Source organism: Synechococcus sp. RC10A2, assembly GCF_047502605.1.
The window spans coordinates 15,074-41,604 of sequence record NZ_JANSHP010000019.1; the positions used below are offsets into that span (position 1 = coordinate 15,074).

The 26,531-nt window shown below is 60.7% G+C and carries 27 protein-coding genes; 16 read left to right on the top strand and 11 right to left on the bottom strand.

Features of this window, described 5'->3' with window-relative positions; translation table 11 throughout:
- Positions 1-64 precede the first annotated feature (64 nt).
- The gene (gene bchD / locus NW848_RS01680; RefSeq protein ID WP_414402326.1) at positions 65-2,083 is read left to right on the top strand and encodes a magnesium chelatase ATPase subunit D; all 2,019 of its coding nucleotides are present in this window, start codon (positions 65-67) and stop codon (positions 2,081-2,083) included.
- A gap of 81 nt (positions 2,084-2,164) precedes the next feature.
- The gene (locus NW848_RS01685; protein ID WP_099812508.1) at positions 2,165-2,914 is read left to right on the top strand and encodes a DUF2993 domain-containing protein; all 750 of its coding nucleotides are present in this window, start codon (positions 2,165-2,167) and stop codon (positions 2,912-2,914) included.
- Between the two features lie 362 nt (positions 2,915-3,276).
- Here the strand turns inward: NW848_RS01685 and NW848_RS01690 are convergent, their stop codons facing one another.
- A complete protein-coding gene (locus tag NW848_RS01690) occupies positions 3,277-3,693 on the bottom strand; it encodes a VOC family protein (protein WP_071813547.1) in 417 nt (138 codons plus the stop codon).
- A gap of 165 nt (positions 3,694-3,858) precedes the next feature.
- On the opposite strand from NW848_RS01690, the gene NW848_RS01695 reads away from it, so the two are divergent.
- The 4 genes from NW848_RS01695 (at position 3,859) to NW848_RS01710 (ending at position 6,822) form a co-directional block, all read left to right on the top strand.
- Positions 3,859-4,887, top strand: coding sequence for a rod shape-determining protein (locus NW848_RS01695; RefSeq protein ID WP_011429276.1), 1,029 nt, complete (start codon positions 3,859-3,861; stop codon positions 4,885-4,887).
- An 84-nt stretch (positions 4,888-4,971) separates the two neighbouring features.
- Positions 4,972-5,691 carry a rod shape-determining protein MreC gene (mreC, locus tag NW848_RS01700; protein ID WP_041438068.1) on the top strand — a complete coding sequence of 240 codons (720 nt, stop codon included), beginning with the start codon at positions 4,972-4,974 and terminating at the stop codon, positions 5,689-5,691.
- Positions 5,678-6,307, top strand: a complete 630-nt coding sequence (mreD, locus tag NW848_RS01705; RefSeq protein WP_099812506.1) for a rod shape-determining protein MreD — start codon at positions 5,678-5,680, stop codon at positions 6,305-6,307. Before mreC ends, mreD begins: the two co-directional genes overlap by 14 nt.
- A gap of 287 nt (positions 6,308-6,594) precedes the next feature.
- Positions 6,595-6,822 carry an indolepyruvate ferredoxin oxidoreductase subunit alpha gene (locus NW848_RS01710; protein WP_011429279.1) on the top strand — a complete coding sequence of 76 codons (228 nt, stop codon included), beginning with the start codon at positions 6,595-6,597 and terminating at the stop codon, positions 6,820-6,822.
- A 38-nt stretch (positions 6,823-6,860) separates the two neighbouring features.
- Here NW848_RS01710 and NW848_RS01715 read toward each other — a convergent pair whose 3' ends face one another.
- The gene (locus tag NW848_RS01715; protein ID WP_011429280.1) at positions 6,861-7,385 is read right to left on the bottom strand and encodes a YIP1 family protein; all 525 of its coding nucleotides are present in this window, start codon (positions 7,383-7,385) and stop codon (positions 6,861-6,863) included.
- Between the two features lie 431 nt (positions 7,386-7,816).
- The gene (locus NW848_RS01720) at positions 7,817-9,769 is read right to left on the bottom strand and encodes a serine/threonine-protein kinase (RefSeq protein ID WP_099812505.1); all 1,953 of its coding nucleotides are present in this window, start codon (positions 9,767-9,769) and stop codon (positions 7,817-7,819) included.
- A 130-nt stretch (positions 9,770-9,899) separates the two neighbouring features.
- Between NW848_RS01720 and NW848_RS01725 the strand changes: the two genes are divergently transcribed.
- On the top strand, positions 9,900-10,757 hold the full coding sequence (locus NW848_RS01725) for an inositol monophosphatase family protein (protein ID WP_099812504.1): 858 nt from the start codon (positions 9,900-9,902) through the stop codon (positions 10,755-10,757).
- Here the strand turns inward: NW848_RS01725 and NW848_RS01730 are convergent.
- Together NW848_RS01730 and hemE are read right to left on the bottom strand one after the other, a co-directional pair.
- A complete protein-coding gene (locus NW848_RS01730) occupies positions 10,712-11,695 on the bottom strand; it encodes a glycosyltransferase family 2 protein (RefSeq protein ID WP_011429283.1) in 984 nt (327 codons plus the stop codon). The genes NW848_RS01725 and NW848_RS01730 overlap by 46 nt on opposite strands.
- 61 nt (positions 11,696-11,756) lie before the next feature.
- On the bottom strand, positions 11,757-12,845 hold the full coding sequence (hemE, locus tag NW848_RS01735; protein WP_099812502.1) for a uroporphyrinogen decarboxylase: 1,089 nt from the start codon (positions 12,843-12,845) through the stop codon (positions 11,757-11,759).
- 224 nt (positions 12,846-13,069) lie between these two features.
- Here hemE and crtE point away from each other — a divergent pair, with 224 nt between their 5' ends.
- The 4 genes from crtE (at position 13,070) to NW848_RS01755 (ending at position 16,033) form a co-directional block, all read left to right on the top strand.
- Positions 13,070-13,963 carry a geranylgeranyl diphosphate synthase CrtE gene (crtE, locus tag NW848_RS01740; protein WP_011429285.1) on the top strand — a complete coding sequence of 298 codons (894 nt, stop codon included), beginning with the start codon at positions 13,070-13,072 and terminating at the stop codon, positions 13,961-13,963.
- 80 nt (positions 13,964-14,043) lie between these two features.
- Positions 14,044-14,505 carry a divergent PAP2 family protein gene (locus NW848_RS01745; protein ID WP_041438070.1) on the top strand — a complete coding sequence of 154 codons (462 nt, stop codon included), beginning with the start codon at positions 14,044-14,046 and terminating at the stop codon, positions 14,503-14,505.
- 42 nt (positions 14,506-14,547) lie between these two features.
- Entirely contained in the window at positions 14,548-15,165 is a 618-nt protein-coding gene (locus NW848_RS01750; protein ID WP_011429287.1) for a hypothetical protein, read from the top strand.
- Positions 15,166-15,196: 31 nt separating this feature from the next.
- Complete coding sequence (locus NW848_RS01755) at positions 15,197-16,033, top strand: SirB1 family protein (RefSeq protein ID WP_099812501.1); 837 nt, start codon at positions 15,197-15,199, stop codon at positions 16,031-16,033.
- Positions 16,034-16,084: 51 nt separating this feature from the next.
- On the opposite strand, the gene NW848_RS01760 is transcribed toward NW848_RS01755, so the two are convergent.
- Complete coding sequence (locus tag NW848_RS01760) at positions 16,085-16,327, bottom strand: hypothetical protein (RefSeq protein ID WP_414510357.1); 243 nt, start codon at positions 16,325-16,327, stop codon at positions 16,085-16,087.
- A 437-nt stretch (positions 16,328-16,764) separates the two neighbouring features.
- Here NW848_RS01760 and NW848_RS01765 point away from each other — a divergent pair, with 437 nt between their 5' ends.
- Positions 16,765-17,592, top strand: coding sequence for a DUF1350 family protein (locus NW848_RS01765; RefSeq protein WP_011429290.1), 828 nt, complete (start codon positions 16,765-16,767; stop codon positions 17,590-17,592).
- Here NW848_RS01765 and NW848_RS01770 read toward each other — a convergent pair.
- A complete protein-coding gene (locus tag NW848_RS01770) occupies positions 17,589-17,828 on the bottom strand; it encodes a hypothetical protein (protein WP_011429291.1) in 240 nt (79 codons plus the stop codon). The two genes, NW848_RS01765 and NW848_RS01770, sit on opposite strands and share 4 nt — an antisense overlap.
- A gap of 403 nt (positions 17,829-18,231) precedes the next feature.
- On the opposite strand from NW848_RS01770, the gene NW848_RS01775 reads away from it, so the two are divergent.
- Entirely contained in the window at positions 18,232-18,465 is a 234-nt protein-coding gene (locus tag NW848_RS01775; RefSeq protein WP_011429292.1) for a hypothetical protein, read from the top strand.
- Positions 18,466-18,655: 190 nt separating this feature from the next.
- Here NW848_RS01775 and NW848_RS01780 read toward each other — a convergent pair whose 3' ends face one another.
- Positions 18,656-19,672, bottom strand: a complete 1,017-nt coding sequence (locus tag NW848_RS01780; protein ID WP_414402274.1) for a hypothetical protein — start codon at positions 19,670-19,672, stop codon at positions 18,656-18,658.
- Between the two features lie 443 nt (positions 19,673-20,115).
- On the bottom strand, positions 20,116-21,225 hold the full coding sequence (ribD, locus tag NW848_RS01785) for a bifunctional diaminohydroxyphosphoribosylaminopyrimidine deaminase/5-amino-6-(5-phosphoribosylamino)uracil reductase RibD (RefSeq protein WP_099812499.1): 1,110 nt from the start codon (positions 21,223-21,225) through the stop codon (positions 20,116-20,118).
- 185 nt (positions 21,226-21,410) lie between these two features.
- On the opposite strand from ribD, the gene NW848_RS01790 reads away from it, so the two are divergent.
- Positions 21,411-23,009, top strand: coding sequence for a glucose-6-phosphate isomerase (locus tag NW848_RS01790; protein ID WP_414510358.1), 1,599 nt, complete (start codon positions 21,411-21,413; stop codon positions 23,007-23,009).
- A gap of 96 nt (positions 23,010-23,105) precedes the next feature.
- On the top strand, positions 23,106-24,257 hold the full coding sequence (locus NW848_RS01795) for a glucose-6-phosphate dehydrogenase assembly protein OpcA (protein WP_414390249.1): 1,152 nt from the start codon (positions 23,106-23,108) through the stop codon (positions 24,255-24,257).
- Between the two features lie 177 nt (positions 24,258-24,434).
- On the opposite strand, the gene psb35 is transcribed toward NW848_RS01795, so the two are convergent.
- On the bottom strand, positions 24,435-24,743 hold the full coding sequence (gene psb35 / locus NW848_RS01800) for a photosystem II assembly protein Psb35 (protein WP_099812496.1): 309 nt from the start codon (positions 24,741-24,743) through the stop codon (positions 24,435-24,437).
- Positions 24,744-24,853: 110 nt separating this feature from the next.
- The gene (locus NW848_RS01805; RefSeq protein ID WP_011429298.1) at positions 24,854-25,072 is read right to left on the bottom strand and encodes a hypothetical protein; all 219 of its coding nucleotides are present in this window, start codon (positions 25,070-25,072) and stop codon (positions 24,854-24,856) included.
- A gap of 168 nt (positions 25,073-25,240) precedes the next feature.
- Between NW848_RS01805 and NW848_RS01810 the strand changes: the two genes are divergently transcribed.
- Positions 25,241-26,530, top strand: coding sequence for a cysteine desulfurase (locus NW848_RS01810; protein ID WP_011429299.1), 1,290 nt, complete (start codon positions 25,241-25,243; stop codon positions 26,528-26,530).
- Position 26,531 lies beyond the last annotated feature (1 nt).

Below are 26,531 nucleotides of genomic sequence, written 5' to 3' on the forward strand. Positions count from 1 at the left end.
GGGAAACTCCTACAAGCGATAGACTTGAGTGCATGTCTCCCTACCTCGAGCCCCTATCGTGCCGATGGCCACGTTCTACTCCTCAACCTCAGGATCGGCAGCTCTAGCCCCTCCCCGCACTTTCCCTCTTACCGCCGTGGTCGGCCAGCAAACCGCCAAGCTGGCTCTCCTGTTGGCGGCGGTGGATCCCAGCTTGGGAGGAGTGGTGCTGGTGGGGCCGCGCGGCACGGCCAAGTCGGTCTTGGCCCGAGGGATCCACGCCCTGCTGCCCCCCATCGAGGTGATTGCCGGCTCCTATTGCAACGACGACCCGGCGCGGCCCGAGACCTGGTCGGACTGGGCCAAGGCCCGCTACCCCCAGGGAACGACACCCCCCACCCAGGTGATAGCCCCTCCCTTTGTCCAAGTGCCTTTGGGGGTGACCGAGGATCGGCTCTTGGGATCCGTGGATGTGGAGGCCTCGGTGAGGCAGGGGGAAACGGTTTTTCAGCCGGGGCTCTTGGCTGCCGCCCACCGCGGCGTGCTCTACCTGGATGACATCCACCTCTTGGACGACGCCATCGTCAACCTGCTGCTGACGGTGGTGGGAGATGGGGTCAACCGCCTGGAGCGGGAAGGGCTGAGCCTGCAACACCCCTGCCGGCCTCTCTTGGTGGCCACCTACAACCCCGAAGAGGGATCCCTGCGCCCCCACCTGCTGGATCGCCTGGCGCTGGTGGTGCCGGTGGGGCAGGAGCTGAGCCTGGAAGAGCGCAGGGAAATTGTCCAACGGGCAACGCAATTTGTCGATGCTCCCGAGCCCTTCCTGGCCGAGCACCAGGCGGAACTGGAGGAAATCCGCACCCGCATTCTCCTGGCGCGGGAGTGGCTGCCCCAGGTCAAGCCCAAGCGGGAACAGATCCTCTACCTGGTGCAAGAGGCCATCCGCGGCAACGTCCAAGGCCATCGAGGGGAGCAGTTTGCCCTGCGGGCCGCCTGTGTCCTGGCCGCCCTGGAGGGACGGGATCGCCTGGTGGCCGAGGATCTGCAACAGGCAGTGCAACTGGTGCTGCTGCCCCGCGCCCGCTACGATCCCGACCAACCCCCGCCGCCACCCCAATCGCAACAGTCGGATCCCCAGCCGCCAGAGCCCGACAAGGAGGGGGAAGACAGAGAAGAGACGGAGCCCCAGCCGGAAAATCCCAGCCTGCCCCAGGAGTTTTTCTTCGATCCCGAACAAGTGGCCCTCGACCCGCGCCTCTTGGCCTTTGCCCAATCCCTCAACCAACAAGGGAAAACGGGATCCCGAAGCCTGGTGTTCAGCGCCGACCGGGGCCGCTACGTCAAGCCCATCCTGCCCCAGGGCGCCAATCCCCGCATCGCCGTCGACGCCACTCTGCGGGCGGCTGCCCCCTACCAGAAAAGCCGCCGCCAGCGGCAGCCGGGGCGGGCCGTCATTGTTGAGCCCGGCGACATCCGCGCCAAGAAGCTGGCCCGCAAGGCAGGGGCCTTGGTGATCTTCGTGGTAGACGCCTCCGGCTCCATGGCCCTCAACCGCATGCAGGCGGCCAAAGGCGCCGCCCTGCGCCTGCTCACTGAGGCCTACCAAAACCGCGACAAAGTTGCCCTGATTGCCTTTCGCGGCGAGGCTGCCGAGGTGCTGCTGCCCCCCACCCGCTCCATCGAGCTGGCCCGCCGCCGCCTGGAATCCCTGCCCTGCGGCGGGGGATCCCCACTGGCCCATGCCCTCACCCAAGCGGTGCGCCTGGGGGTGAACGCCCGCGCCAGCGGCGACGTGGGAGAGGTGCTCCTGGTAGCCCTCACCGATGGCCGGGCCAACATCCCCCTCAGCCGCTCCCTGGGACGCAGCGAAAGCGATCCCATCGACCTGAAGCAGGAGCTGCGGGAGATCGCCCTGCGCATCCGCGCCCTGGGATTGAAGCTGCTTCTCATCGACTCGCAGAGCCGCTTTGTAACCACCGGTTTCAGCGCCGAGCTGGCGGAACTGGCGGGCGGACGGTACTTTCATCTGCCCCGCGCCACCGACCAGGGGATCGCAGCCGTGGCCCGCTCGGCCATGCAAGAGGGACGCCCATACCCTTGAGAGAGCAGCTCTCCCTCGGTAGGAGCTGTAACTTTTCTTAATGGTTGGTTATGATCCCTGTAGGCGCTCTTAGCTTGCCCTATGGTCACAGGACTCCTGCCAGAACTCTCTTTGCCTCATCCCATGCTTACTGACTGGGTCAGCCGGGGAGTGAGCGCAGCCATTCGCGCTCTCTTCAAGCAGGCAGAGCGGCTGGAGGCGCGCGTGCGGGCAGAGCCCATTGCCAAGCTGTTGCAAGGACGCATCGACAGCTTTGAGCTGGTGGGCCAGAACCTGCAGATGTACAACGGCCTGCGGCTTTCGCTTTTAGAGCTGTTTTGCAACGCTGTAGCCATTGACTTTAGCCAAATCTGGCAGGGTCGGATTAAGCTGCGGCAGCCGGTGCAGGCCAGGATGCGGGTGGTGCTGAGCGAAGCGGATCTGGCGCGATCCTTTAACACGCCTTTTGTGCTGAACAAGCTGGCTCAGGTGGATCAGGGGGGCAAGCCGCTCTCATTTCATCAGGTCGAGGTTCACCTCACCCCAGAGCAGCGGTTGCGATTGCAGGCCGAGGTTCAGCCAGGGGGAGAAAAGCCCTTGCAGGTGGGCTTTTCCGCTCGCATCGAGGTGCTAGAACGTCGCCGCATTTGCCTTGCCGATCCGCTGTTTGAGGGCGACACGGAGGAGGGGCGGGCCCTGAGCCGAGCCTTGGTGGATCACCTGAATGCGCTCCTGGATTTGGATCGGCTAGCCCTGCAAGGGAGCAAGCTGCGAGTAGATCGGGTGTGCCTACAGCCTCACCAGATGATCCTCTACGGCAGCGCTGCTCTGGTGCGGTTTCCCACCCGCTAGCCCCCCTGGGAAAATGCTTGACAACCTTTTGGAAGGCGGGTACGCTCAGGGGTGGTGAGGAGTGAAGAGAAGAAGCCTCTGGGGTCGAAACACGGACAGACGCCCAGAGGTTTTTTCATGACCTGCTCAGCCTCAACGGGGACACCGCCATCCCTACCTAGCCTCCGAGTTTTAACTATTCTCAACCACAGGGGATGGGGGACTTTTCCCAACACCCCGGCCTCTTGCCCCAATTGGGAAAAAGCCTGTCCCCCCAAACTGGCTACGACCCTTTGAATTCAGGCTGAGACATAGCACCTGCCACAACTTTTTTTGCTCGAAAAGGTTCCAAAGAGTCTCCCCTGAGCCTCAGGGGTCTTGGTTCAGTTGCAAGTCCCCTCCCAGGTCATCGCCTGCCAGAAGGCCGCAGAAGGTTGGTGCAACACAATGCGATTGCCATCGGGATCCCGGAAGTCCACCTCCTGGCCGTGAAAGGCCTGCCGCAGCGGCGAAACGGAGATCTGGTGCTCCGCCAACACCGCCGCCAGGGATCCCAGGCATGCCGCCAGATCCTGCACCTGCAGGCAAAGACTTGCTGCTCCCGCCTGGGCGGCAAACTCTGGATGGAGACTGCGGTAGAGGCCCAGTCGCAGGCCAGGCAGGCGAAACTCCACATACACTGGCTCTCCCTCCCTGGAGAGCTGGACTTGGGGCGGGATCCCCAAGAGGGCCTGGTAAAAGTGCAACAAACGGGGCAAATTGGGGGTGGCCAAGCTCAGCAAAGCTGCAGCAATCTGCATCGCAACCGGAAAAAGGAAGCTACTCATTCTAATCCGAACTTCCGCTGATAGCCAGCCCTAACTGCGCCACTCGGAAAGGGATCCCCGCCTCTCCTAGGATTGGACTATAGTAGGTAGCGAGACTTGCTGCTCTTTCTTCACGAATAAAAACTGGAGCAACCTACCGTGGGGCTATTCAGCCGATTTTCCCGTGACATGGGCATCGATCTGGGCACGGCCAACACCCTAGTCTATGTGGCTGGCCGCGGCATTGTCCTACAGGAGCCCTCTGTCGTCGCCATCGACCAAAACACCAAACAACCGCTGGCCGTGGGGGAAGATGCCAAAAAAATGTTGGGCCGTACCCCGGGCAACATCGTGGCTGTGCGTCCTCTGCGGGATGGGGTGATCGCCGACTTCGACACGGCGGAGATGATGCTGAAGCACTTCATCCAGCGGGTGCATGGAGGTCGTTACTTGATCGCCCCGCGCATCGTCATCGGGATCCCAAGTGGGGTGACCGGCGTAGAGCGACGGGCAGTGATGGAAGCGGCCCTGCAAGCCGGCTCGCGGGAGGTGTATTTGGTGGATGAGCCGGTGGCAGCAGCCATCGGCGCGGGGCTGCCGGTGCAAGAGCCCACCGGGAACATGATCATCGACATCGGCGGCGGCACCACCGAGGTGGCCGTCCTCAGCTTGCAAGGGATCGTCCTCAGCGAGTCGGTGCGGGTGGCAGGAGACGAGCTGAGCGAGGCCATCATTCAGTACATGAAAAAAGTTCACAATCTCACCATCGGGGAGCGCACTGCCGAAGAGATTAAAATTCAAATCGGCTCTGCCTACCCAACTCAAGAGGAGATGACCATGGAAGTGCGGGGGCTGCATTTGCTTTCGGGTTTGCCCCGCACTGTGACGGTGAAGAGCACTGAGATCCGTGAGAGCATGGCCGAGCCCCTCTCGGTCATTGTGGAGGCCATCAAGCGCACCCTGGAGCGCACGCCGCCGGAATTGGCGGCAGACATCATCGACCGCGGCATTATGTTGGCGGGAGGGGGGGCGTTGCTCAAGGGGCTAGACGCCCTGATCAGCCATGAGACCGGGATCCTGGTTCACATTGCCCCGGATCCCCTCAGTTGTGTGGTGCTCGGTACAGGGCGGGTTTTGGAGGATTTCAAAACCTTGGGTCGAGTGTTGAGCGGCAGCTTCAAGGGTTAGAGGAGTTTCCTCTGAATCCCTGATTCGAGGTGTGAGTCGAGTGGGTTAGAGAGGTATTGCTTGAATCGGCTACACCAGTGGTGGATGCGTTATGGTTTGGGGTTGCTCCTGTCTGCTTCGGCGATAGGAGGGGCGTGGGCTTTGCGCCAGACCCAGGGATCCCTGCTGGTGGAGCTGTACAGTTGGCTCACCGCACCCATCCGTCCACCTGTGGATCCTGACGCCGTACTTAGCCAGGCCGCCACCCGCGAGCTACAGGCCCTGGTGGCCGAGCTGCGGCACCAAAACCGCGAGCTGAAGCGCCTGCTGCAATTTACCGAGCAAATGCCCCAAGCAGGGATCCCGGCGGCGGTGGTGGGCCGCAGCGCCGATCACTGGTGGCAACAGCTCACCCTCAGCCGCGGCAGCCAGCATGGGGTCAGGGTAGGAGATGTGGTTATGGCACCGGGGGGATTGGTCGGGCGGGTTGAGGCGGTAACCCCCAACACCAGCCGCGTGCTGCTTATTAGCGATCCCACCAGCCGTGTCGGGGTGATGCTCAGCCGCAGCCGGCACATGGGCATCTTGCGGGGCACCGGCACCCAGAACGCCATCTTGGATTTTTTCGATAAGGATCCCAAAGTGGAAGTGGGGGATGTGGTGGTAACTTCGGGCCTGAGCAGCTTCTACCCGGCGGGGGTTGTGGTGGGAACGGTTCGAGCCATCAACCTGGATGCCAGCCCTGCCCCACAAGCCACAGTCGAATTGTCGGCGCCCCTGGGCCTCTTGGAGTGGGCCTTGATTTACCGCTATGCTCAACCTTAAGTCTCGCCTCAATTGGCTGGTCACCGCCTTGTCAGGGCTGTTGGCGGTGGTGGCCCCTTGGTGGCGGGGGCCGGGCTTGGAGCTGGCGGGCCTAACCCCCGATTGGCCCCTGATCTGGGTGGTGTGCTGGAGCGTGCGGCGCAAGGCTTGGCAGGGGGCTGTTGCCGGGATCACATTGGGTTTTCTGCAGGATGCCCTGACCAACCCTTATCCTACCCATGCCCTGGGGTTGGCGGTGGTCGGGATCCTCACGGCCAAGTTGCAGAAGCAGCGCTACATGCAAGAGGACTTCATCTCCGTGGCTTTGATCGTCTTCGGCATGGTGGTGATTGCCGAGACGCTGATGGCGCTGCAATGGATGTGGCTGACGGCCTCTCAGGGATCCGCTGGCCTCGAGCCGGCGGAAATGGCAACTTGGTTGGATGGGTTGGCAAACTCCTCGCCCGCCGCCGGCGCCATTGGCGGCGATGGCCCCCGTTCTCTGGAGAGCATCTGGTGGAACCATCAGCGCAATGCCCTCACGTCGGCCATTTTAAGCAGCCTGTGGGCCCCCGCTCTCTATTGGCCCCTCAGCCGTTGGTGGCAATCTCAAGAGCGGGATTTGAGAGAGACCTAGCTGCAGGTTCTGCCGCCAGTGATCTGCATTCCCCACAGCCGCTGCCGGGCGCGATGGGACATCGGTTGCACAGCTACTGCTCCCAACGGCGGCAAAACGGTTCCTTGCCCCATTTCCTCTCTCCCTAGGAGAGGAACGGGGGGTGAGGGCTTGGGGTCGCTCTCAGAGGGATCCGTTTTCGCCTAAAATGACAAAGCCCTCTGCCACCCACTGCCAACGGGCCAACAGACTCTGGGCCAAGCGGATGGGAAGGTGTTGAGGTTGACTCGATTGAGGGAGAGGGATCCATGCCTCATACCATCGTCACCGATATTTGTGAAGGCGTTGCCGACTGTGTGGAGGCCTGCCCCGTCGCCTGCATTCACCCTGGGGACGGCAAAAATGCCAAAGGCACCGACTACTTCTGGATCGACTTTGCCACCTGTATTGACTGTGGCATCTGTCTTCAGGTTTGCCCTGTGGAAGGGGCGATCCTGCCGGAGGAAAAACCGCACCTGCAGCGAGTGCCCAACTAGCCCGGCGGGCTGCTTCTTCCCAATTTTGCAATTGCCTTTCAGCCCAGAGAAGCCAAAGCCACAACGGCGCTGGTCAACCAGTTCAAGGACAGGAGCCCGCCCAGGAAGGCCAACGGGATCAGACCCGCCAGGCGCCACCACTCCAGATCCAGCGCCACCGCTGCCGCCCGCACCTGCCAAACCACAAACCACAACAGCGCCACGAACCCCAACAGGGATCCGGCCACTCCGCCCAAGGATTGGGCAGGTCCCAGCAGCAGCCAGGGCAGGCCAGCAAAGCCCGTCAGGCAGAGGAGCGACGCAAAAGAAGGGGCAGCCCGCCCAAAACAAAAGGCCAGCGCCTGCAGCAGGGCCGCCAGGCTTACCCATCCCAGGAAGCCTGCCAGCAGCGCCAGCACCATGCTCGGCAGGTTTACCCCGAAACGACGCACAGCCTCGAGAATGTTCAGCAGCGCCACCACCCCAAAAGCTTGCCAGAGAACAGGCTGTTGCCGCAGCGAGCGAAAGGTGGGCTCCGGCAGAAACCAAGCGCCGTAAATGTTATCCAACAAAGAGTCGAGCATGGCCGGCAAAAAGTCGGTCTGCCCTCCTATCCTAGCCCAACGACAAGAGGGCTCCTCCAAAGCCAAGCAAATGCCGATCCCGTCCTTGGCAAAGCCCTGATGAGCACTTGACAAGCACGGCCCGCAGATGCGGTATGATGGGCTAAGGATTCTGAGGCGTTGGTGACTGCCGTTACGTTTTTGCGATCGATACCCTTCGACAATTAGGACGGGTGTGGATGTGAGAGCAGTAAGCCAAACTCGATTTGGAAACTATCGATAGTCATCCCCGATGTCCTACACTGGCTTTTCCAGGTCGAAAACCACGGTAAAACGGCGCAATAGGATCCTCAAGAAGGCTCTCGCTGGAGGGCCTTCTTGCTCTTAATGGCTGCACGGGATCCCTCGTCAGGCAAGTTTTGAGGGAAGCTGAGGTGGTTGTGGGATGGGGGTTAGGCGGCCTGTTGTTTGGCCTGTTGGCAATTTTGAACGGCAGGGATGCGGCGCCAATTTAAGTTAGCAAGCACCAGGGCGCTGAGGGGACGGGTGTGAGCCAGCAGCCCGGCAAGGAGCAGCAGCCAACGGCTCAAGGCAGAGCCGGCCAACAGCCAATGGATGAGCAGAGCTGCCCCTCCTCCTTCTACCCCTGCCGCCAAGACCCAGGCCCAGGCAACTTTCCCATGCCGGGACAGGAGGATCCCTTGCAATCCACCGACGCCAAGCCCCACCAGCAAGCCACGCAGCGGGCTGGCCATCGCCTGCAAGGCGTTCTGCAGCCAGGGATCCCTGGGATCGAAAGCGAAGGTTGCCATCCCCGCCTCCAGGGTATCTGCTGCTACCCAACCCAAAGCCGTGGCCAGCAGCGTGGCCGCCACCCACCGCCAAGAGACCTGCCGCCGCAATACCGCCCACTGGAGTAGCCCCATCCCCAAGCCCAGGCCGGCCCCGGCCACCGCTCCTTGGAGCGAACCCAAAGCAGCCAGCAGGGGAGCTGCCGCCCCCAGCCCCAGATAGCCGATCCCAGCCGCCGCCCAATTGGCCAGGAGCCAGCCCAGGGCCAATCCTTTGCTCTGGCGGGGCTTGCCTGAGGTGGGGAGGGTGGGCTTCTGGTGGGGGCTAACCTGTTCCTGGCCGACCTGCTGTTCGACCTCGCGCAGCCCCTGTTCTGCCGAGGGGTTACCCGGCTCCAGCCGCAGCACTCCTTGATAGTCCATCTGGGCAAGGCCCCAATGGCCCTGCCGCTGGTGGGCCAGGCCGCGGTATAGGTAGTAGCGGGCTTCGTTGGGGGCACTCTGGATCAGCTTGTTAAGCAGGTGGACAGCCATTTTGTATTCGCCTGCCTCGATCAAACGCACCGCCCGCTGCAGCTCTTCTTCCTCAGCTTCCGAAACAGGGGCGGCTCGGCTCTGCTGGGTGGCTTGCTGGCCAAAGCCGGCAGGGATCCGCTGCAGAGGAGCCTTTTGAGGGGGAGGCGGGATCTTGTCCCCATAGACGGCTCGGAGCTGCTGGGCCAGCTCCTCCATGGTGGCCGGGCGAAGGGCAGGGTCTTTCTCCAAGCAACGCAGCACCACCTTTTCTAGGGCCTCAGGGATGGGGTGGGGCAGCGGATGGTCTTGAAAAGGGCGGGGCTTTTGAAAGTTGTGGACGTGGTACCAGCCCTGCAGGGTGTCGGTCTCTGGCTCGAAGGGCAACGCACCGGTTAACAGCTCGTACAAAACCACCCCCAGGGAATAGATGTCGGAGCGGCCATCCAGCTTCTCTCCCCGCATCTGCTCCGGCGAGGCATAGACCATCGTGCCCAAAAAATACCCGGTTTGCGTCAGGCCACGAGAGGTTTCCCCCATGAGTTTGGAAATGCCAAAGTCCAGGAGCTTGACCCGTTCTTTGCCATCGGGCCCTTTTTGCACAAAGATGTTGCTGGGCTTGATATCGCGGTGGATGACCCCTCGAATCGAGTGTTTGCCCAGATCCATGTGAAAGTTGTGGGCGTGGTGCAGGGCCGAGCAAATTTGCAAAGCCAAGTTCACCACCCGCTCTGGGTGCAGGGGACCTTCCCGTGCCAACACATAGTCCAAGCCCTGGCCCGTGTAAGGCTTGGCCTTCAGGTACTCCATCACCAGGTAGGGCTGGTTTTGGTACAGACCGTAGGAGCGCACCTGCACAATGTTGGGGTGCTCGCCCAACAGGGCGCTGACCCTGGCCTCGTCCAGGAAGCGCTGCTGCAGTTGCTGGTAATACTCCGGCTCCATGTCTGGCGGCGGCGGGCGCAACAACTTAACGGCCACCGGCTCGTCATTCAACTGGGTATCCACCGCCTCGAACACATTGCCGTAGCCACCCTCGCTGATGTGGTGGGTCAGTCGGTAGCGGTTGCCGATCAGTTGTCCAATTAGGCGCTGGTTCATGGAGGAGGAGGGCCAGCCGAGGGGAGGGTCTACCTAAAATGATTCTAGTCAGCTTGAGGGCGCAAGACCTGTGGGTGAGGGATCCGCCCTTTTTCGCCCCAGAAGTCAGGGATCCCGCTAGGATTGGGGCATGGGTGCTTCTCCTGAAACCGCTTCTCTCCCGCCCTTCTGGCTGGAGGTTACCGAGTTTGCCCTGCAGGCCACGGCAAAGGTCGGAGCGCAGCTCTTGGCAGACTTTGGCCAGGCCTCCTCTACGGAAAAAGCGGACGGCAGCTTGGTGACCGCTTCTGACCAATGGGCGGATCGCGCCTTTCAGGAGGCAATTGCCGCGGCCTACCCGGATCACGGCTGCCTGAGCGAGGAGTCCAACCACATTTTCCTGGAGAAAGAGTGGTGCTGGGTGGTGGATCCCCTGGATGGCACCACCAATTTTGCCCACGGGATCCCCATCTGGGGCAGCTCGCTGGCGCTGTTGCACTGGGGTGTGCCTGTGTTTGGCTGTGTGCATCTGCCCCCCATCCGCCAGACTTTCTACGGCTACTGGCCTCAGTTTCCCGACGACGCGCCGGCAGGAGCTTTTCTCATCCGCCACGACCGGGATCCCGTCCGTCCTCAGCCCATTCGCCCCAGCACCGCCCCACCCGGACCCAACCAACTGTTTAATTTTTGCTCCCGCAGCAGCCACTGGATTAGCCCGCAATTTCCCTGCAAAGCCCGCATGCTGGGCGGCGCTGCCTACAACCTGCTGGCGGTGGCCGGCGGCAGCCTTTTGGGGGCGGTAGAACGCTCGCCCAAGATCTGGGATGTGGCGGCGGTGTGGGCCATTGTCAAGGGGGCCGGCGCCGTTTGGGAACCCCTTGGCCCTGCCGACCCGGATCCCGGAACGCCCTTGCTCCCCGGCAAGGACTATGGTCGGCTGACCTATCCGACGCTGGTGAGCGCTCAGAACAGGTGGATCCCCGTGTTTCGGGCTTTCATCGCTCTGTAGCTCTCGTAAACCGCCTGGACGTTGTACCAGTTGAGGAAGAAAACCCGACACAGCTCCAAGGCCAACTGCGAGCGGCCCTGCCGGATCAACCAGCGCAGCAGCGGCTCTAAGCGCTTCTCGTTCAGCCACCCCCCCAGCGACAGAAGGCCCCACAGGCATTGATGCAGAGGCGTCAGTTGGATCATCAGGCGCACGGCCCAGGTGGGGTGCTTTTGGTAAAAGAGGATGCCCATGCGGCCCCGCTGCCGCTCCCGCTCGATGAGGGCTGGGATTTGCGCCAGCTCGAAGGGCGGATGCCAATGGTAGCCGGTGGCTTGGGGGCACTTGACCAGGCGCAGGCCCAGGCGCTTTAGCCGCACCCCCAGCTCCAGGTCTTCCCAGCCGTAGAGGTGAAACCGCTCGTCAAAGGGGCCGGCAGGGGTTTCACAAGCCCGCTCCAGCCAATGGCGGGCAATGGCCACGTTGCCGGTGGCAAAGAAGGCTGCCGAAAAATCGGTGGGCTTGAAGGGCTCGGAGCAGGGATCCCGAAAATTGCAGGTGTTGATTACCCGCCCGTAGGTGAAGACCTTGGCCTCGTGGGGCGAGTCGGGATTGCCGGTAACCCCGTGTCGCCGCAGCATCTGGGCATGAGCGGCCAAAAAGTGCTCCACCACCACCAGGTCGCTGTCGATAAAGACAATGATGGATCCCTGGGCGTGGCGAAACCCCAGGTTGCGGGCGGCAGCAGGGCCGCGGTGTTCTTGGCACAAAAGCCTGATCGGCGGCAAATCTGGCGGCTGGCTCTGCAGCCATTCCAGCGTGCCATCGGTGGAGCCGTCGTCCACCACCACCACCTCGTAGCCGTCGTAGGGGCCAGGCTGCTGCTGCGCCAAGGCCTGCAGACATTTCTGCAAGATGGGACGGCGGTTGTAGGTGGGGATGATGACGCTGATGTACACCGGGGATCCCTGGCTCGTAAGGCAAACCCTACCCCTAAAGTCAAGGGGTTTTTCCATACGGCTAGAGAGCTTTGAGCAGCTCTGCCGCCTGGCGCACCGTCTCGAAAAAGTGATGGACATTGGCCTCCGGAGTGGTGTGGTGCACGCCGTGGCCCAGGTTCATGATGTGGCCGCGAGATCCCGCCTTTTGAATCACCTCCAGGGTGCGCTGCCGGATGAATTCCGGGGATCCCAGCAACACCATCGGGTCGAGATTGCCCTGCACCGCCAGGGATCCCAGGCGGGCCCTGGCCTCGGCCATATCGCTCATCCAATCGAGGCTGAACACATCGATGCCAGCTTTGCCCACCCGCTCCAACAAAGCAGCGCTGCCGTTGATGTAGAGAATGAGCGGCACCTGCGGGCACCGAGCTTTCACCTGATCCACAATTTGCTTTTGGTAGGGCAAGGCCCAGGTTTCGTAGTCGCCGGGGCTGAGCTGGCCGGCCCAGGTGTCGAAGAGCTGCACCACCTGGGCGCCGCACTCGATCTGGTAGATCACGTAGCGGGCAATGCTATCCGCCAGCTTACTCAGCAACTGATGCAACACCTGCGGCTGAGTGAAGGCCAGGCTCTTGATATGGGCATAATCTTTGGAGCTGCGGCCCTCCACGGCGTAGCAGGCCAAGGTCCAAGGGGAGCCGACAAAGCCCAGCAGCGTCGCCTTCCCTTCCACCTCGCGGCGCAGAGTGCTGAGGATGGTCTTGATAAAGGGCAGGCTTTCTTCCGGCTCTAGCAGTCGGATTTGCTCAACTTGGGCCTGGGAGCGGATCGGCGGGTCGATGATCGGCCCCTGCTGCTCCACCAACTCAAAGGGGATCCCCATGCCCTCGAGGGGGGTGAGGATGTCGCTGAACATAATGACGCCGTCGGGGGCAAAGGCGCGAAACGGCTGCAGCGAGATCTCAATCGCCAGCTCCGGGATCTCGCAGCGCTGCTTGAAGGTGTATTTGCTCTGCAGCTCGCGGTAGGCCGCCATGTAGCGACCCGCCTGGCGCATCATCCAAACGGGGGGACGATCTACCACTTCCCCGCGGGCCGCCCGCAGCAGACGGTCGCCATCGCCGACGGAGGAAGGAGAAGCGCTGAGCTGAGCAGGTGAGTGGGACATGGAAAGACCAAGCCGGTTCAAGATCCTCAATGCATCCTGACATTGGGGGGACGGCTAGCGCAAGCTCGCGGCCCTTCCTCTTGACCCTTTCCTTAGGGGTTGCAACTTGCTTTCACCGGCTGAGGAAGGCGGATCCCGACCTAGAGTGGACATGAGATAATGTCAGCTTGCAGGCCTGTTGTAGAACCCATTCCCGCCGTTGCTGAGTTGAGAGGAGCCCTCCCTTGGTTGCCCAAACCTTCAACCTGGACACCTACTTGAGCCAACGCCAGCAACAGGTGGAAGAGGCGCTTTCTGCGGCATTGGTTCCCGCCTATCCGGAGCGCATTTACGAGGCGATGCGCTACAGCCTGCTGGCGGGGGGGAAACGCCTGAGGCCGATCCTCTGTCTGGCGGCCTGTGAGTTGGCCGGCGGCTCTGTGGAGCAGGCCATGCCCACCGCCTGCGCCCTGGAGATGATCCACACCATGTCGCTGATCCACGACGATCTGCCGGCGATGGACAACGACGATTTTCGCCGCGGCAAGCCCACCAATCACAAGGTATTCGGCGAGGATATCGCCATTTTGGCAGGAGATGCCCTGCTGGCCTATGCCTTTGAGCATATCGCCAGCCAAACGCGGGGGGTGCCGCCGCAGTTGGTGCTGCAAGTCATTGCCCGCATTGGCCATGCTGTGGCGGCAACCGGCTTGGTAGGGGGCCAGGTGGTGGATCTGGAGTCCGAAGGCAAAGCCATTTCCCTAGAAACTTTGGAGTACATCCACAGCCACAAGACGGGTGCTCTGCTGGAGGCCTCGGTGGTTTCGGGAGGGATCCTGGCAGGGGCCGATGAGGAGCTGCTGGCGCGGCTGAGCCACTACGCTCGGGACATCGGCCTGGCTTTTCAGATCGTGGACGACATTTTGGATGTTACTGCCACCAGCGAGCAACTGGGCAAAACGGCAGGCAAGGATCAAGCTGCCGCCAAAGCCACCTACCCCAGCTTGTTGGGCCTAGAGGCTTCCCGGCAGAAAGCTGAGGAACTGATCCAATCGGCCAAGGAGGCGTTGCGCCCCTACGGATCCCAGGCCGAGCCCCTGTTGGCTCTGGCCGATTTCATCACCCGCCGCCAGCATTGAGACAAGAGGACAAGAAGGTAGATGGGATCCCTGTCCACCCTGTCGGAGACCCTGGTCGCGTTCTGGTGCCGGAGAGCCCTATGCTGCAGCAGTTGATGGCCAACCACGTTCTCTGGGTTGCTCTGCTGGCCAGTGTCTTGGCCCAGGCCATCAAGCTGATCCTGGCCTATGTGCGTTCGGGCAAGCTCAACCTGCGGGTTTTGGTGGAGACAGGGGGGATGCCCAGCTCTCACGCAGCGCTGGTAACGGCTTTGTCGGTGGGGGTGGGGCTGGAGGAAGGCTGGGACAGCCTGCTGTTTGCGGCAACGATGGTCTTTGCGCTGGTGGTGATGTACGATGCCGCCGGGATCCGTCAGGCTGCCGGCAAGCAGGCGCGGGTGCTGAACCGCCTCATGGAAGAATGGTTTGAGGAGAAGGGTGCAGATCGCTTCCAGGAGCCCTACTTGAGGGAGTTGCTGGGCCATACGCCCGTCCAGGTGATCGCCGGAGCAGCCTTGGGGGCAGCCTGTATCACGTTATCTTTTGTCCTGGGAATCAACTGAACGCAATTGGGGCATGCTAGAGCAGGAGCATCACGGGTGGTCATGGCCTCCAGTTCTCAACCTCGTCCGATCCAGCGCTGCCCGGCCTGTGGCAAGCCGATCCCGGCCTATCGCTACAAGTCCCCCTACTGCGACCACTGCGGTTGGCGGGCAACCCCGGCAGGGCAAACCCCTCAAACAGGCGGATCTGGGGGCCAGAGATCCGGAGCTCAGGGGAGTAGGATTCAACAACACATTCAGCGCCTCGGCCTGCCCCCTCTGTTGCAGCCGCTGTTGAAGTTCGACTTTTACCTCTATCTGGGCTGGGGGATCAGCCCTCTGTTTCCGCTAGTCGTGGATCGACCGCTGCTGGCCGAATCCAATTACCTGTTGCTGCTCCCGCTCCTGTTGAGCTGGGGGCTGCTCTACTTGGCAGTGCGGGATCGGCCGTTGCCCCAGGATTTGCGGCTGCCGCGGCTGCTGCTGGATGTGGCGTTTATCCTGCTGCCCTTCTTCCAAAAAATCAACGTTTCCAAGGCCCCCAACCGGCCCTACTGGAATGCTCTGCTCATCTGGGTCATCGGGCTCCTCCTGTTTGCCGCCGTGGGGCTGTGGAGCTTTAGCCTGCTTCTGACGGCATTGACGCTGCTGTTGACCAGCTTCTGCACGCTGCTGTTCTAGCCGAGATGGTTGACAAACACTCCAGCCTCCCATGAGCATTCCTGCTGCCCGCCAACGCTTCCTCCAAGAAATTCAAGCGGATCCCATCGATCTGGGCCGAGCGGCCCTCTGGATCGCCCAAGAAGCCTATCCCGACTTGGATGTAGAAGAGTATTTGGCCGCTTTGGATGAGATGGCCGCAGAAGTGCAAGAGCGTCTTCCTCCCGAGCGCTACCCCCTGCGCGTCATCCGGATTTTAAATCGCTATCTCTTTGAAGATCTGGGCTTTTGTGGCAACAGCGAAGACTATTATGACCCGCGCAACAGCTTTTTAAACGAGGTGATCGATCGGCGCACCGGGATCCCGATCACTCTTTCTCTGATCTATCTAGAGCTGGCGCGGCGGATCGATTTTCCCATGGCAGGGGTAGGCATGCCCGGCCACTTTCTGGTGCGGCCCCTGTTTGCAGACGCGGAGATTTTTGTGGATCCCTTTCATCAGGGAGAAATTTTGTTTCCCGAGGACTGCCAAGAGCGTTTGGCACAGATCTACGGGCCCAGGATCCCTTTACAAGATCATCACCTCCGCCCCACCCCTCCTCGCCTAATCTTGGTGCGGCTGCTCAACAATCTTAAGCAGATTTACTTGAGCCGCGCCCAGCTAGAGCTTGCCTTGGCAGCGGTGGAGCGCATCTTGTTATTGATCCCAGAGTCCTTGCCCCACCTGAGGGATCGGGGCTTGCTCTGTTACCAGTTGGGGCGTTGGCAGCAGGCCTGTCAGGATCTGAGGCACTACCTCAACCAGGCGACCCTCCACCCAGAGCTCAGCGGCCCCGACGAGCATTTAATCCAAGAGATCCTACAAAGGCTAGAAGCTTACTCTGACTAAAGTCAGGTGCAGCAATTGCTCGAAAAAATCCTCCAATCGAGAGCTGGCCACCTAAGCAATACGGATCTCACCTGAGATCTCGCCTTGCCATCTTTGGGTGTCGCTGGGGCTTTTGCAAGAGTCTGGAGCAGCTTTCACCTCCTGGCGAAGAATTGCCTCTACCAGCTCGTCTAAAGCTTCCAGGTCAGATAGGTTGTAGTCTTTTTCCCGAAGGATTTTGTTAATAGAAAACTCCTGCTGCAGCATCAGGGTCGAGGATCGTAAGACCTCGTCGATAATCTCGCGAATGCTCATTACAACCTCACAATCTGATGGCAATCTCAGCGGAGAATTTGTTATCTGAGCTCATAAACCTAGAATGCAAGAAATACTTGACGTAGCCATCCTGAGGATCACGTATTTTGGCCAAGATCTAGGGCCGCCCATGCTAAGGGAAACTGCCAAGGGTACTTTCACGGGGCCTCGCCGAGGCTTGGGAGCTCCCCAGGGAGGCTTGTCCGGTTCGCCTTTCCCAATCTTTTGCGAAGGGGGTGCGAGTGATGGGTTCACCCGATAGCTGCTGCAGTTTTGGCGACTTTGGGGCCAGTCGCGCCACGAGTGAGTTGCTTGGTCTAGGATCCCGGGGGGCGATCCACTAGTCTGTTGGTACTCCATTAGGATGAAGTGGGATCCTGTCGGCTAGCGGGTTTTGTGGGAAATCCCAGTCAAATCGCAGGTGAGGTTGTAGCACCATGACATTGACTTGGCAAACGGATGGACAGACTTGGTTTCTTCTGCCTCCCCAACCCCGTGCCGTGATCCACTTTCTGGGCGGAGCTTTTGTGGGATCCGCCCCACAATTTTTCTACAGCCGCCTGCTGGAAGAATTGGCCCGTATGGGCATGGCCGTTGTGGCTACCCCCTACACCACCGATATCGATCACGCGCAACTGGCTTTTAAAGCAGCGCAATCTTTGCATAGAAGCCTGCAGAGCAAAGGTTTGATGGGGTTGCCCCTCTTTGGCTTGGGCCACAGCCTTGGCGGTAAGCTGCAGATCCTCTCCTGCCTAGCCCTTCCTTCTTTGGGATCCCAGCGGCGCGGCAATATTTTCTTGGCCTACAGCAATGCGGGACTGGAACGGGCGCTGCCGGTGCTGCAGGCCTTGGCCCAGGCGTGGCCGCAACAGCAACTGAGCACTCTGTGGCGGATGTGGATGGGATCCTCGTCACCGCCAGTGAATCTGTGGTTGGAGTTTGAGCCTTCTCCGGCAGAAACCAATCGCCTTATCGAGGAGCAGTATCCGGTTAGAAACAACCTGCTTGTAGAGTTTCAGCAGGATGATATTGACGATATTCCGCTGCTCTATCAACAGCTTCGCCGCAAGTACGGAGGCTACACCGAATGGCAACGCCTGGAGGGGGATCACTTAACCCCGCTGGGTTTCAGCTATCCTTTCCGGGTCGGGGGGGAGTTCAGTCCCATCGATGCTTTCGCGCAGTTTTTTTATCAAAACTTACTGGCTCCTAACCAACGAATGATCCGGAGTATTCAAGCCTGGCTGGCAGCACAACTGGCTTAGTCGAGCCAGCTTAGGTCGGAGAGGAGCTCCTGTGAGTGGGGAGACTGAGCCTGCAGAGGAAACAGCATCTGTAGAATATCGCTCATCAGGAAGTAACAGGTTAAAACACCACCGGCAGCTACGGCCACCAGCGTTCCCGCCAACATGCGCGAGAACTCCTGCCGCTGAAACGCCTGTTCCATTAAGCGCAGCGCCCAGAACCCCAGTAGGATCACAATGGCAAGGATAATCAACATATCGTAATCTAAGCTGTAATCTATTGTAACGAACCTGTCGCTCAACTGCTATTGACAAAACCTGGTTAAAGCGTAAAGAGTTCTCTGTCTTCTGCAGCCAGCAACTTGTCGGCGGGGTAGCGGCGGGCGCGGCCCCCTGGGGCCTTGCCGGCCTTGTCTAAGCTACAGGCCCCAAAGGGATCCCGCTGGCAAAGATTGCTGGGCGTTCAAGCGGCCTACACCTGTCGCCCTTCGGGGGAAGCGCCGGCAACTGTTGCAAGATCTGGCAAAGGAGAAAGCTTCCGGGCAGCTCCTAGCTCCTCAGGCCAATTGTCTGCAGGATACCAAAATACATCGACCCGCCAGCGGCTGCTCGCAGGGGGATCCCTTACACTTGAGCTAACTGCTGCTTGAGAGGTGGGGTATGGTACGGCGGAGGCTGGCCGGCGCGGCTGGATCCCTGGCACTTCAGCGTTCTCTGCAGGCTCCTTTGCAGCAGCGCAGCCGGGCGATCAACCGTCGCCGCAAACTGATCTACCGCAGAACTCGCCTACTCTACCAGCGCAACTTGCCCCTTTACCTGCGCAATTTGCTGTTGCAGTACCGCACCAGCTTTATCTACAACCTCAAAGCTAGAGCTGTGATCAGAACTCGCTAGAGAATGTCGAGCTATCTTTTCGCTCTCAGCACAACGGTCTTCACAGCGCGAAAAACAGGCAGATGGCGATGGACATTGCCCTGCCGGAAAGTCTGGATTTATAGTTAAAAATTGTTGTCTGTAAGTCTTCTAAGAGAGAGGCCGGTCTCCCTCCGAGAGAAAAGAGTTGGAAGCGGGAGCCAAGCTAAGGCTACCGAATTGTAAAGCGGCCAACTCCTATCTTCTCGCCGTTGACATGAACCTCGACGCGGTAGCGCCCGGTGTAGGGTTGGCTGAAGCTGAGAAAGCCTCGCACCGTGTCGGCTAGGGGATCCCAGGGAAAATCAAACTTGCGGATCAGTTGCTCGCTCCCGGCTTCTCCGCCCTCGTAGTACCAGAGCATCTCCACCTGGGCGTTGGCAGGGAGGCTGCCCACCGGCAAGATGGCCCAGATCAAGGTGTCGGTGGTCTTAAACTCGGTTGTGGCCTCGCCAGGGCTGCCGTCTCCCCGACCTCGGTGCAGGCTGATCACCCTTGTCCCCGCCTCGTTTGGGGCTTTCTGGCTATAGGCGCGGGCATTGGCTTGCGCTTCCTGAGCGAGGCGATCCAGCTCGGCCAGCAAATCTTCCTGCCGCTTCAGGGCCTCGGTTGCTTCCTGTAGCCAGTGGGCGATCGGCTGCTCTGGAGCTGGGGAAGAAGGCTTTCGGGCGGCCCCGGTAAGGTTTTGGATGGGAAAGCCCCGAGCCGTCCCCACCTCGCTGCCCAGCAAGTTCAGCCAGCGGCTCCGCATTTCGGGTGTCATCTCTGGCTTGGCGGCGTAGGCAATGCGCACAGGGCCGTCTGGGCCTTGGGTGATGCGGCCAATTTCATGCTCTTGGATCCCGGCAACCTGCCCACGACAGCCGGCGCTACGGAACTCGTAGAGGACATCCTCTTCGCTTTCCCGGTGAAACTCCCACGTTGTTTGGGGGCAGTACTCTAGGAGATTATTCCGCATATTGTTTGCCAGGAAGCGGGGCAATTTTGGTACCTGAACGTTCATGACCGAGAGCATTTCTCTCCAAGAGGCCAAGCTCGCCTCGGGCCGTATGAGAACAGTCAATGTAGCTGTCTCAGTAACTTGGCGATCGGCAAAAGCCCACTCCCCCACATCTCCTTCAATGAGGACATTTCCTGAAGGGCTGAGGTGAGCCGAGGCAAAGAGCAGGCCGGCAAAAAGGTTCAACATGATGATCCTCCCTACCAAGATTTGTACTGGGAAATGAGAGGGGAAAGTTCTCAATCAGCTCGCCGGGCAGGCAACGAAAGGAGACTGGACAAGAAGGACAGCCCTTTGTTGTCGCTTTCTCAAGGCTCACCCCAGAGGAGCTCAATGATCCGGGTGGCTTTTGGCAAAATGGCAGTTACAGCCTGCTTGGGCAAAACCCGTATCGTCACACGAGCTGAAACCTTACTCAGGTAAGGTTTTTTCTGTGGGCTATATTCCTTTGAACCGCAAGCTCTAGAGGGCACCAGTAGCCTATCACAGGCTAGCTCAGTTTCGATCCCTGTTTTTCAGAAACGCCACATTCTTTCTGAGCAGTATACTCGTTTACCTTAAGCAGATATGATTTTGTTCGTTCAAAAACCTAAAACTCTCTCGGATGACAATTGAGAGTCATCGAGAACAAATCATTCACCGGAGTCGTCGGCGCCAGAAGGGAGGATCTTCCCGGTTATCAACCAGTTATCCCCCACAGTCTGCAGTTGCGGCTCCAACAGTTGCCAGCTTTGGTTCACATCCGGGATCCCTTCTCCTGCTACGGGGGTTGGCGCGTCGGCCCCGCCCAAGATCTTGGGAGCGATGAAGGCGGCCACCTTCTGGATGGCCCCATCTTTAAGGGCTGCCCAGGCCAAGGTGCCGCCGCATTCCCAGAGGGCACTCAGACAGCCTCGCTCAAAGAGAACCTGCGCCGCTTGAGCCGGGGTTACTTGATCCAGGTGCAGCAGCTCCACCCCTTGCTTGGCCAGGGATCCCCAGAGGGGATGGGCTTCAGTGGCCTCGGTAATCACCAAAGTTGGCGCCTCCTCCGCTCGCCACAGGTGGGCCAGCGGGGGCAGATTCAGAGAGCGGCTGAGAACCACTCGCAGGGGCTGGGATCCGTGAAAATCCGGCAGGCGGCAGGTAAGGTGGGGGTTATCGTGCCAGACGGTGCCGGAGCCCACGATGACTGCATCGTGCCAGGCCCGCTGGCGGTGAACCCACTCTCGCGCCAGCGGATTGCTGATCCAGCGGCTGTGGCCGGTGGCGGCGGCGCTCTTGCCGTCTAGGGTCATGGCGTATTTGAGCAGGCCAAAACACCGTTTCTGCACAATGGCGAAGGCAAAGCCTTCGTTGAGCTCCTGACATTCCTGCTCCAGCACCCCCACCGTCACCTCAACCCCTGCCTCCTGCAGGCGGCGGATCCCTTTGCCGGCCACCAGGGGATTGGGATCCTGCATTCCCACCACCACCCGCCGGATCCCGGCAGCCAGGATGGCCTCGGTACAGGGAGGGGTGCGCCCGTAGTGGTTGCAGGGCTCGAGGTTGACGTAGAGGGTAGCGCCCTTGGCCAGGGATCCCGCCTGTTGCAAAGCCAACACCTCGGCATGGGGCTGGCCGGCTCCCGGATGAACGCCTTCCCCCACCACCTGATCCCCCCGGACAATAACGCAAGCTACCCGCGGGTTAGGGGAGGGGCGCTGCGGTGTGGAGCGGGCCAAGGACAGGCACCGTTCCATCCATTGCCGATCCGAGTTCATAAGGGGCCGGGATCAAGCTACAGTTGCTCTGGATTCTAGCCTTGCCATCTGGGGAACAAAAGCCGACCCGTTCCCTTCAAGTGCGCGACGGATCTGGGCGCTGTTGGCGACTTCACCCGCTGGCCCGTCCAGGAGCTGGAGGGCGTTTTTGGTAAGCTGGTTACGGCCTTGGCAGAAGGGATCCCATGGACAGCCTTCAACTTTGGCAGCGCTACTGCGATTGGCTCTACTACCATCCCGAGCTGGAAATTTTTGTTGATATCAGCCGCATCCGTTTTACTTCCGCTCAGGTGGAAGCGCTGCGGCCTGCCTTTGCCCGCGCCTTTGCCGAGATGCAGGCCCTAGAAGCCGGGGCCATTGCCAATCCCGACGAAGGCCGCCAGGTGGGCCACTACTGGCTGCGGGCGCCGGAGCTGGCTCCTAGCGCCGAAATTCGGCAGGCAATTCAAGACTGCCTCGAACAGGTGGAGAGCTTTGCCAAGAAGATCCACTGCGGCACGATCCCAGCCAGTGGGGGAGGGCGTTTCACCGAGCTGCTCTGGATTGGCATTGGCGGCTCGGCTCTGGGGCCACAATTTGTGGCGGAGGCCCTGGCTCCGCTGCAGCCGCCCTTGAACATTCACTTCATCGACAACACGGATCCGGACGGGTTTGACCGGGTGCTGGGACGGCTGGCCGGCAAACTGGGACAAACCCTGGTGGTTGTCACCTCCAAATCCGGCAACACGCCCGAGCCGCGCAACGCCTTGGTGGAAGTGGAGCTGGCTTACCGGAAGGCAGGGATCCCCTTTTCTGCCCATGCAGTGGCCATCACCGGCCCCGGCAGCCAATTGGAGCAGCAGGCGCGGCAGGAGGGGTGGCTAGCCGTTTTTCCCATCTTCGACTGGGTGGGGGGGCGCACCTCGGAAACTTCCGCGGTGGGCCTGCTGCCGGCAGCGTTGCAGGGGATCGACATCCGGGCTTTGCTGGCCGGAGCTGCCACCATGGACAAAGCCACCCGCGTACCCCATCTGGAGCGCAATCCTGCCGCCCTCTTGGCCATGGCCTGGTACATCGTCGGCGAGGGGCGAGGGCGCAAGGATATGGTGGTTTTACCCTACAAAGACCGCCTGGCGCTGTTTAGCCGCTACCTGCAGCAGTTGGTGATGGAATCTCTAGGCAAGTCCCACGACCTGCAGGGCAACCGCGTGGAGCAGGGCCTAACCGTCTACGGCAACAAGGGCACCACCGATCAGCACGCCTACGTGCAGCAGTTGCGGGACGGCCTCAACAACTTCTTCGTCACCTTCATCGAGGTGCTCCAGGATCGCGAGCCCGGGATCCCTTCCCCCTTCGTAGAGCCCGAGGTAACCAGCGGCGACTATCTGGATGGCCTGCTGCAGGGCACCCGCCAAGCCCTCTACGAAAACGGGCGCGACTCCGTCACCATAACGCTGCCGCGGGTGGACGCCCGCTCCGTGGGGGCCCTGATTGCCCTCTACGAACGGGCAGTGGGCCTCTACGCCTCTTTAATCCAGGTCAACGCCTACCACCAGCCGGGGGTGGAAGCCGGCAAGAAAGCGGCTAGCGCCGTCCTGCAGCTCCAGCGTCAGGTGCTGGAGGTGATGCAAGAGCAAAAAGGATCCCTGACCCTAACCCAGTTGGCAGAAAAACTGGGCTGCCCGGAGCGCATCGAAACGCTGTACTGGATTGTGCGGCATCTACACGCCAATGGCCGCGGTCTGGTGCTTGTGGGGGATCCTGGCCGACCCTTGGAGCTGAGCATCCAGCCGTGCCCGGCCTGAGGGTTTACCTGAAGATCTGTACCTTACCTTAAACCCCTCCTGGGCAGCCGGTCTGTCTGCCTAGAATCAAGCAAAAGCCCACTGCAGGAGGAGACTATGGACCAACCTGCCGCCGTCCTGCCTTTACAAACCCCAAAAGATGTCTCCATCGAGGACATTGAGCAGGAGCTGAACAAGATCTGGTCCTCCAAGGGAGAGAGCGTTGCCGCCCGGGCTGCCACCTTTACCCTGGTGGTGTATGAGTCGCTAGACGATGCCCTGCTGCTGCCTTCCCCCACCGTCGAAGCCATTGCCACCCAGAACCCCTGCCGCGTCATCGACCTAAGGGCCAAACGGGAGGGAGCCACAGACGACGCCATCGAGGCCCAGGTGGCGGCCTATTGCCCGGTGACCCGCGAGCAGCGCAGCTCGCTGGTGTGTTGTGAGTACATCACCCTGAAAGCGCCGGAATCGGCTTTTGTGCGCGCTTGCAGCACTGTCGCCTCGCTGTTGATCCCCAACCTGCCCACGTTCCTGTGGTGGCAAGGGAACTTAGACTTGAATAGCTTGTTGTTTCAAAAGCTGGTAGCCCTGAGCAACCGCGTCATCGTCGACTCGCGGGGCTTTGTCAACCCAGAAGAAGACCTGCAGGAAATTCATCTCCTCATCAGCGAGGGGCACCACTGCGGGGATCTCAACTGGCGACGGCTGCTGCCCTGGCAGGAACTCACCGCCCAAGCCTTCGACCCCCCAGATCGGCGAGAGTCTCTGTCCTGGATAGATCAAGTAACCATTGACTACAGAGCTGGCAACCCCTGCCAGGCCCTCCTTTTCTTGGGCTGGCTGGCCAGCCGGCTGGGGTGGACGCCCACCGAGCGGGCCCAGACTTGGGAACACGACTACGAGATCGACCGCATCCGCTTCCAAACCCAAGCGGGAGGCGAGGTGAGGGCAGAATTGGCTGCCGTGCCCCTGGTCTCGGAGATGAGCCAGGCGGGAGATCTCATCGGCTTGCGCCTCACCTCCAGCAACCAGGAAGCCGACGCCTGCACCGTGCTCTGTTCAGAAACCACAGGGTGCATGCGCATGGAAGCCATGGGAGGTGCCCAGAGGTGCGTGGTTCGCCAGGTGGCTCCCCTGGAGCAGGAGTCCTTGGAAACGCTGCTAGCTGCCGAGTTGCAGCGGCCTGGCCCCGACTATCTTTACGAAGAGACCTTAGGGGTGGTGGCCCAGATCCTCAAATTAAAGAAAAGCGGAGCGCTGGGGTAGAATCTCGATTTCGTTGTTGGCAATCTTGGGGAGACGGATACTGTCTCGCGTTCAAATGCAGGGAAGCGAAGACCCCAACCCAGCGCTTGACAGACGAGAACCTAGGCTTCTCGGGATATCCCGACAAATCGGCCCAAGAAAGCTAGCCAGATCCGCCTATCCACTGTCGAAGCCAGCTCAGCGCAGCCCCAGGACGGAGGCCAGCACGCTGTGACCTACCAGGGCTTCCACCGCAATGCTAATGGCAAACCCCAGCATGGCCAATCGCCCGTTCCAGCGCTCGGCCTTTTCCGTCCACCCAATTTCCCACTCGGGCGGAGCCTCGCCCTCTTGCCCATACTGAGGCACGTATCGCGGACGAGCAGCACCCTCCCAGCCCGCAGGACGCTTGGAGTTGAAGAAAGCCATCGAACCGAGGGCAACAGCAGCCACCAGCCCGCTCACCATAACGGCAATGTAAGGAAAGAAAGGGTTGTCGAGGATCATCGGCCTGTTGGGTTCAGTGAAACAGTCAATAGCCTGGGTAGCGAGCCGATCGGGCAGCCCCCAGACAGAACGCCCGACCTGATGCTTGCGTAAAACTCAGATGTTCTCAACTATCGCAGTCCCAGCCACTGAGCGAGAGTGGTGGCAAAAACACTGTGACCCACCAGCGCCTCTGTGGCAACGCTGATCACCAAACCCACCATAGCCAGGCGGCCATTCCAACGCTCCGCCTGCTCCGTCCAGCCCGGGATCCAGTCGTTGGTGGTGTCGTAGTATTGGGCCACAGAAGCGGAGTCCAGGCGAGAAGGGATCCTAGGAGAGGATTGCATAGGTAATGCCTCATAACTGTACGTAAACAAACTTAACATAAAATTACAGTTCTTGACAACTTTTCCGACTGGCGAGGGGAGGTAGGGATCCCTGGCGAGAGGGAAGGAGTTTGCCGAGGGGTGCCCAGAGCGATGCCATACTGAGGGAGGTAGGCTTCTGCGCAGACTATGGCGGTATCCTCTCTTTCTTCCCCCAAGCTGGACCAGGCTTTTGACGCTGCTGCCGACTTAGCTGCCCAGGTGCGGTCGGATTTTCCAATTTTGCAGCGCCAAGTCAACGGCCAGCCGCTCATCTATTTTGACAATGCGGCCACTTCCCAGAAGCCGCTGGCGGTTTTGCAGGCAATGGATTTCTACTATCGGCACAGCAACGCCAACGTGCACCGGGGAGTGCATACCTTGGGCAACGAAGCCACGGAGGCCTACGAGGGGGCGCGGGAGAAGATTGCCCGCTTTATCAACGCGCCTTCCCCGCAAGAGATCATCTACACCCGCAACGCCAGCGAGGCCATTAACCTGGTGGCCTACAGTTGGGGCATGAGCACCCTAGAGCGGGGGGATGAGATTATTCTGTCGGTGATGGAGCACCACAGCAACTTGATCCCCTGGCAATTCGTGGCTCAAAAGACGGGGGCCTGCCTCAAGTTTATCCAGATCACGCCCGAGGGCGAGCTGGATTTGGAGCACTACCGCTCTTTGCTGGGCGACCGCACCCGCCTAGTGGCTGTAACTCACGTCTCCAACATGCTGGGATCCATCAACCCTGTCCGGGAGGTGGTTGAGTTAGCCCATCGCTGTGGGGCCAAGGTGTTGCTGGATGCCTGTCAGAGCGTGCCCCACATGCCGGTGGATGTGCAGGCCCTAGACTGCGATTGGCTGGCCTTTTCTGGGCACAAGATGGGCGGCCCCACGGGGATCGGGGTGCTCTACGGCAAGCGGGAGCTGCTGCGGGCCATGCCGCCCTTTTTGGGCGGGGGCGAGATGATTGCCGAGGTGTACTGGGATCACGCCACCTACGCCGATATCCCCCACAAGTTTGAGGCGGGCACGCCGGCCATTGCGCAAGCGGTGGGTCTGGGGGCAGCCGTCGATTACCTAAGCCAGATCGGTCTGGAGCGCGTGCATGCCCATGAGCAAAAGTTAACCGCTCGCCTCCTAGAAGGGCTTCAGCGCATTCCAGGCATTACAATCTATGGCCCCAAGGACCCGACGCGGCGGGCGGGGCTGGTCAGCTTTTCGGCGGAGGGCATCCACCCCCACGACCTGTCCACCCTGCTGGATGAGCAGGGGATCGCCATCCGGGCCGGCCACCACTGCACCCAGCCGCTGCATCGCCACTTGCAGGTGCAATCGACGGCGCGGGCCAGCGTTTACCTCTACAACACCTTGGCCGAGGTGGATCGCTTCCTGGAGGTGCTGGCGGAGGCGGTGGCGTTTTTCAGGGAGGCCTTGGGGTAGC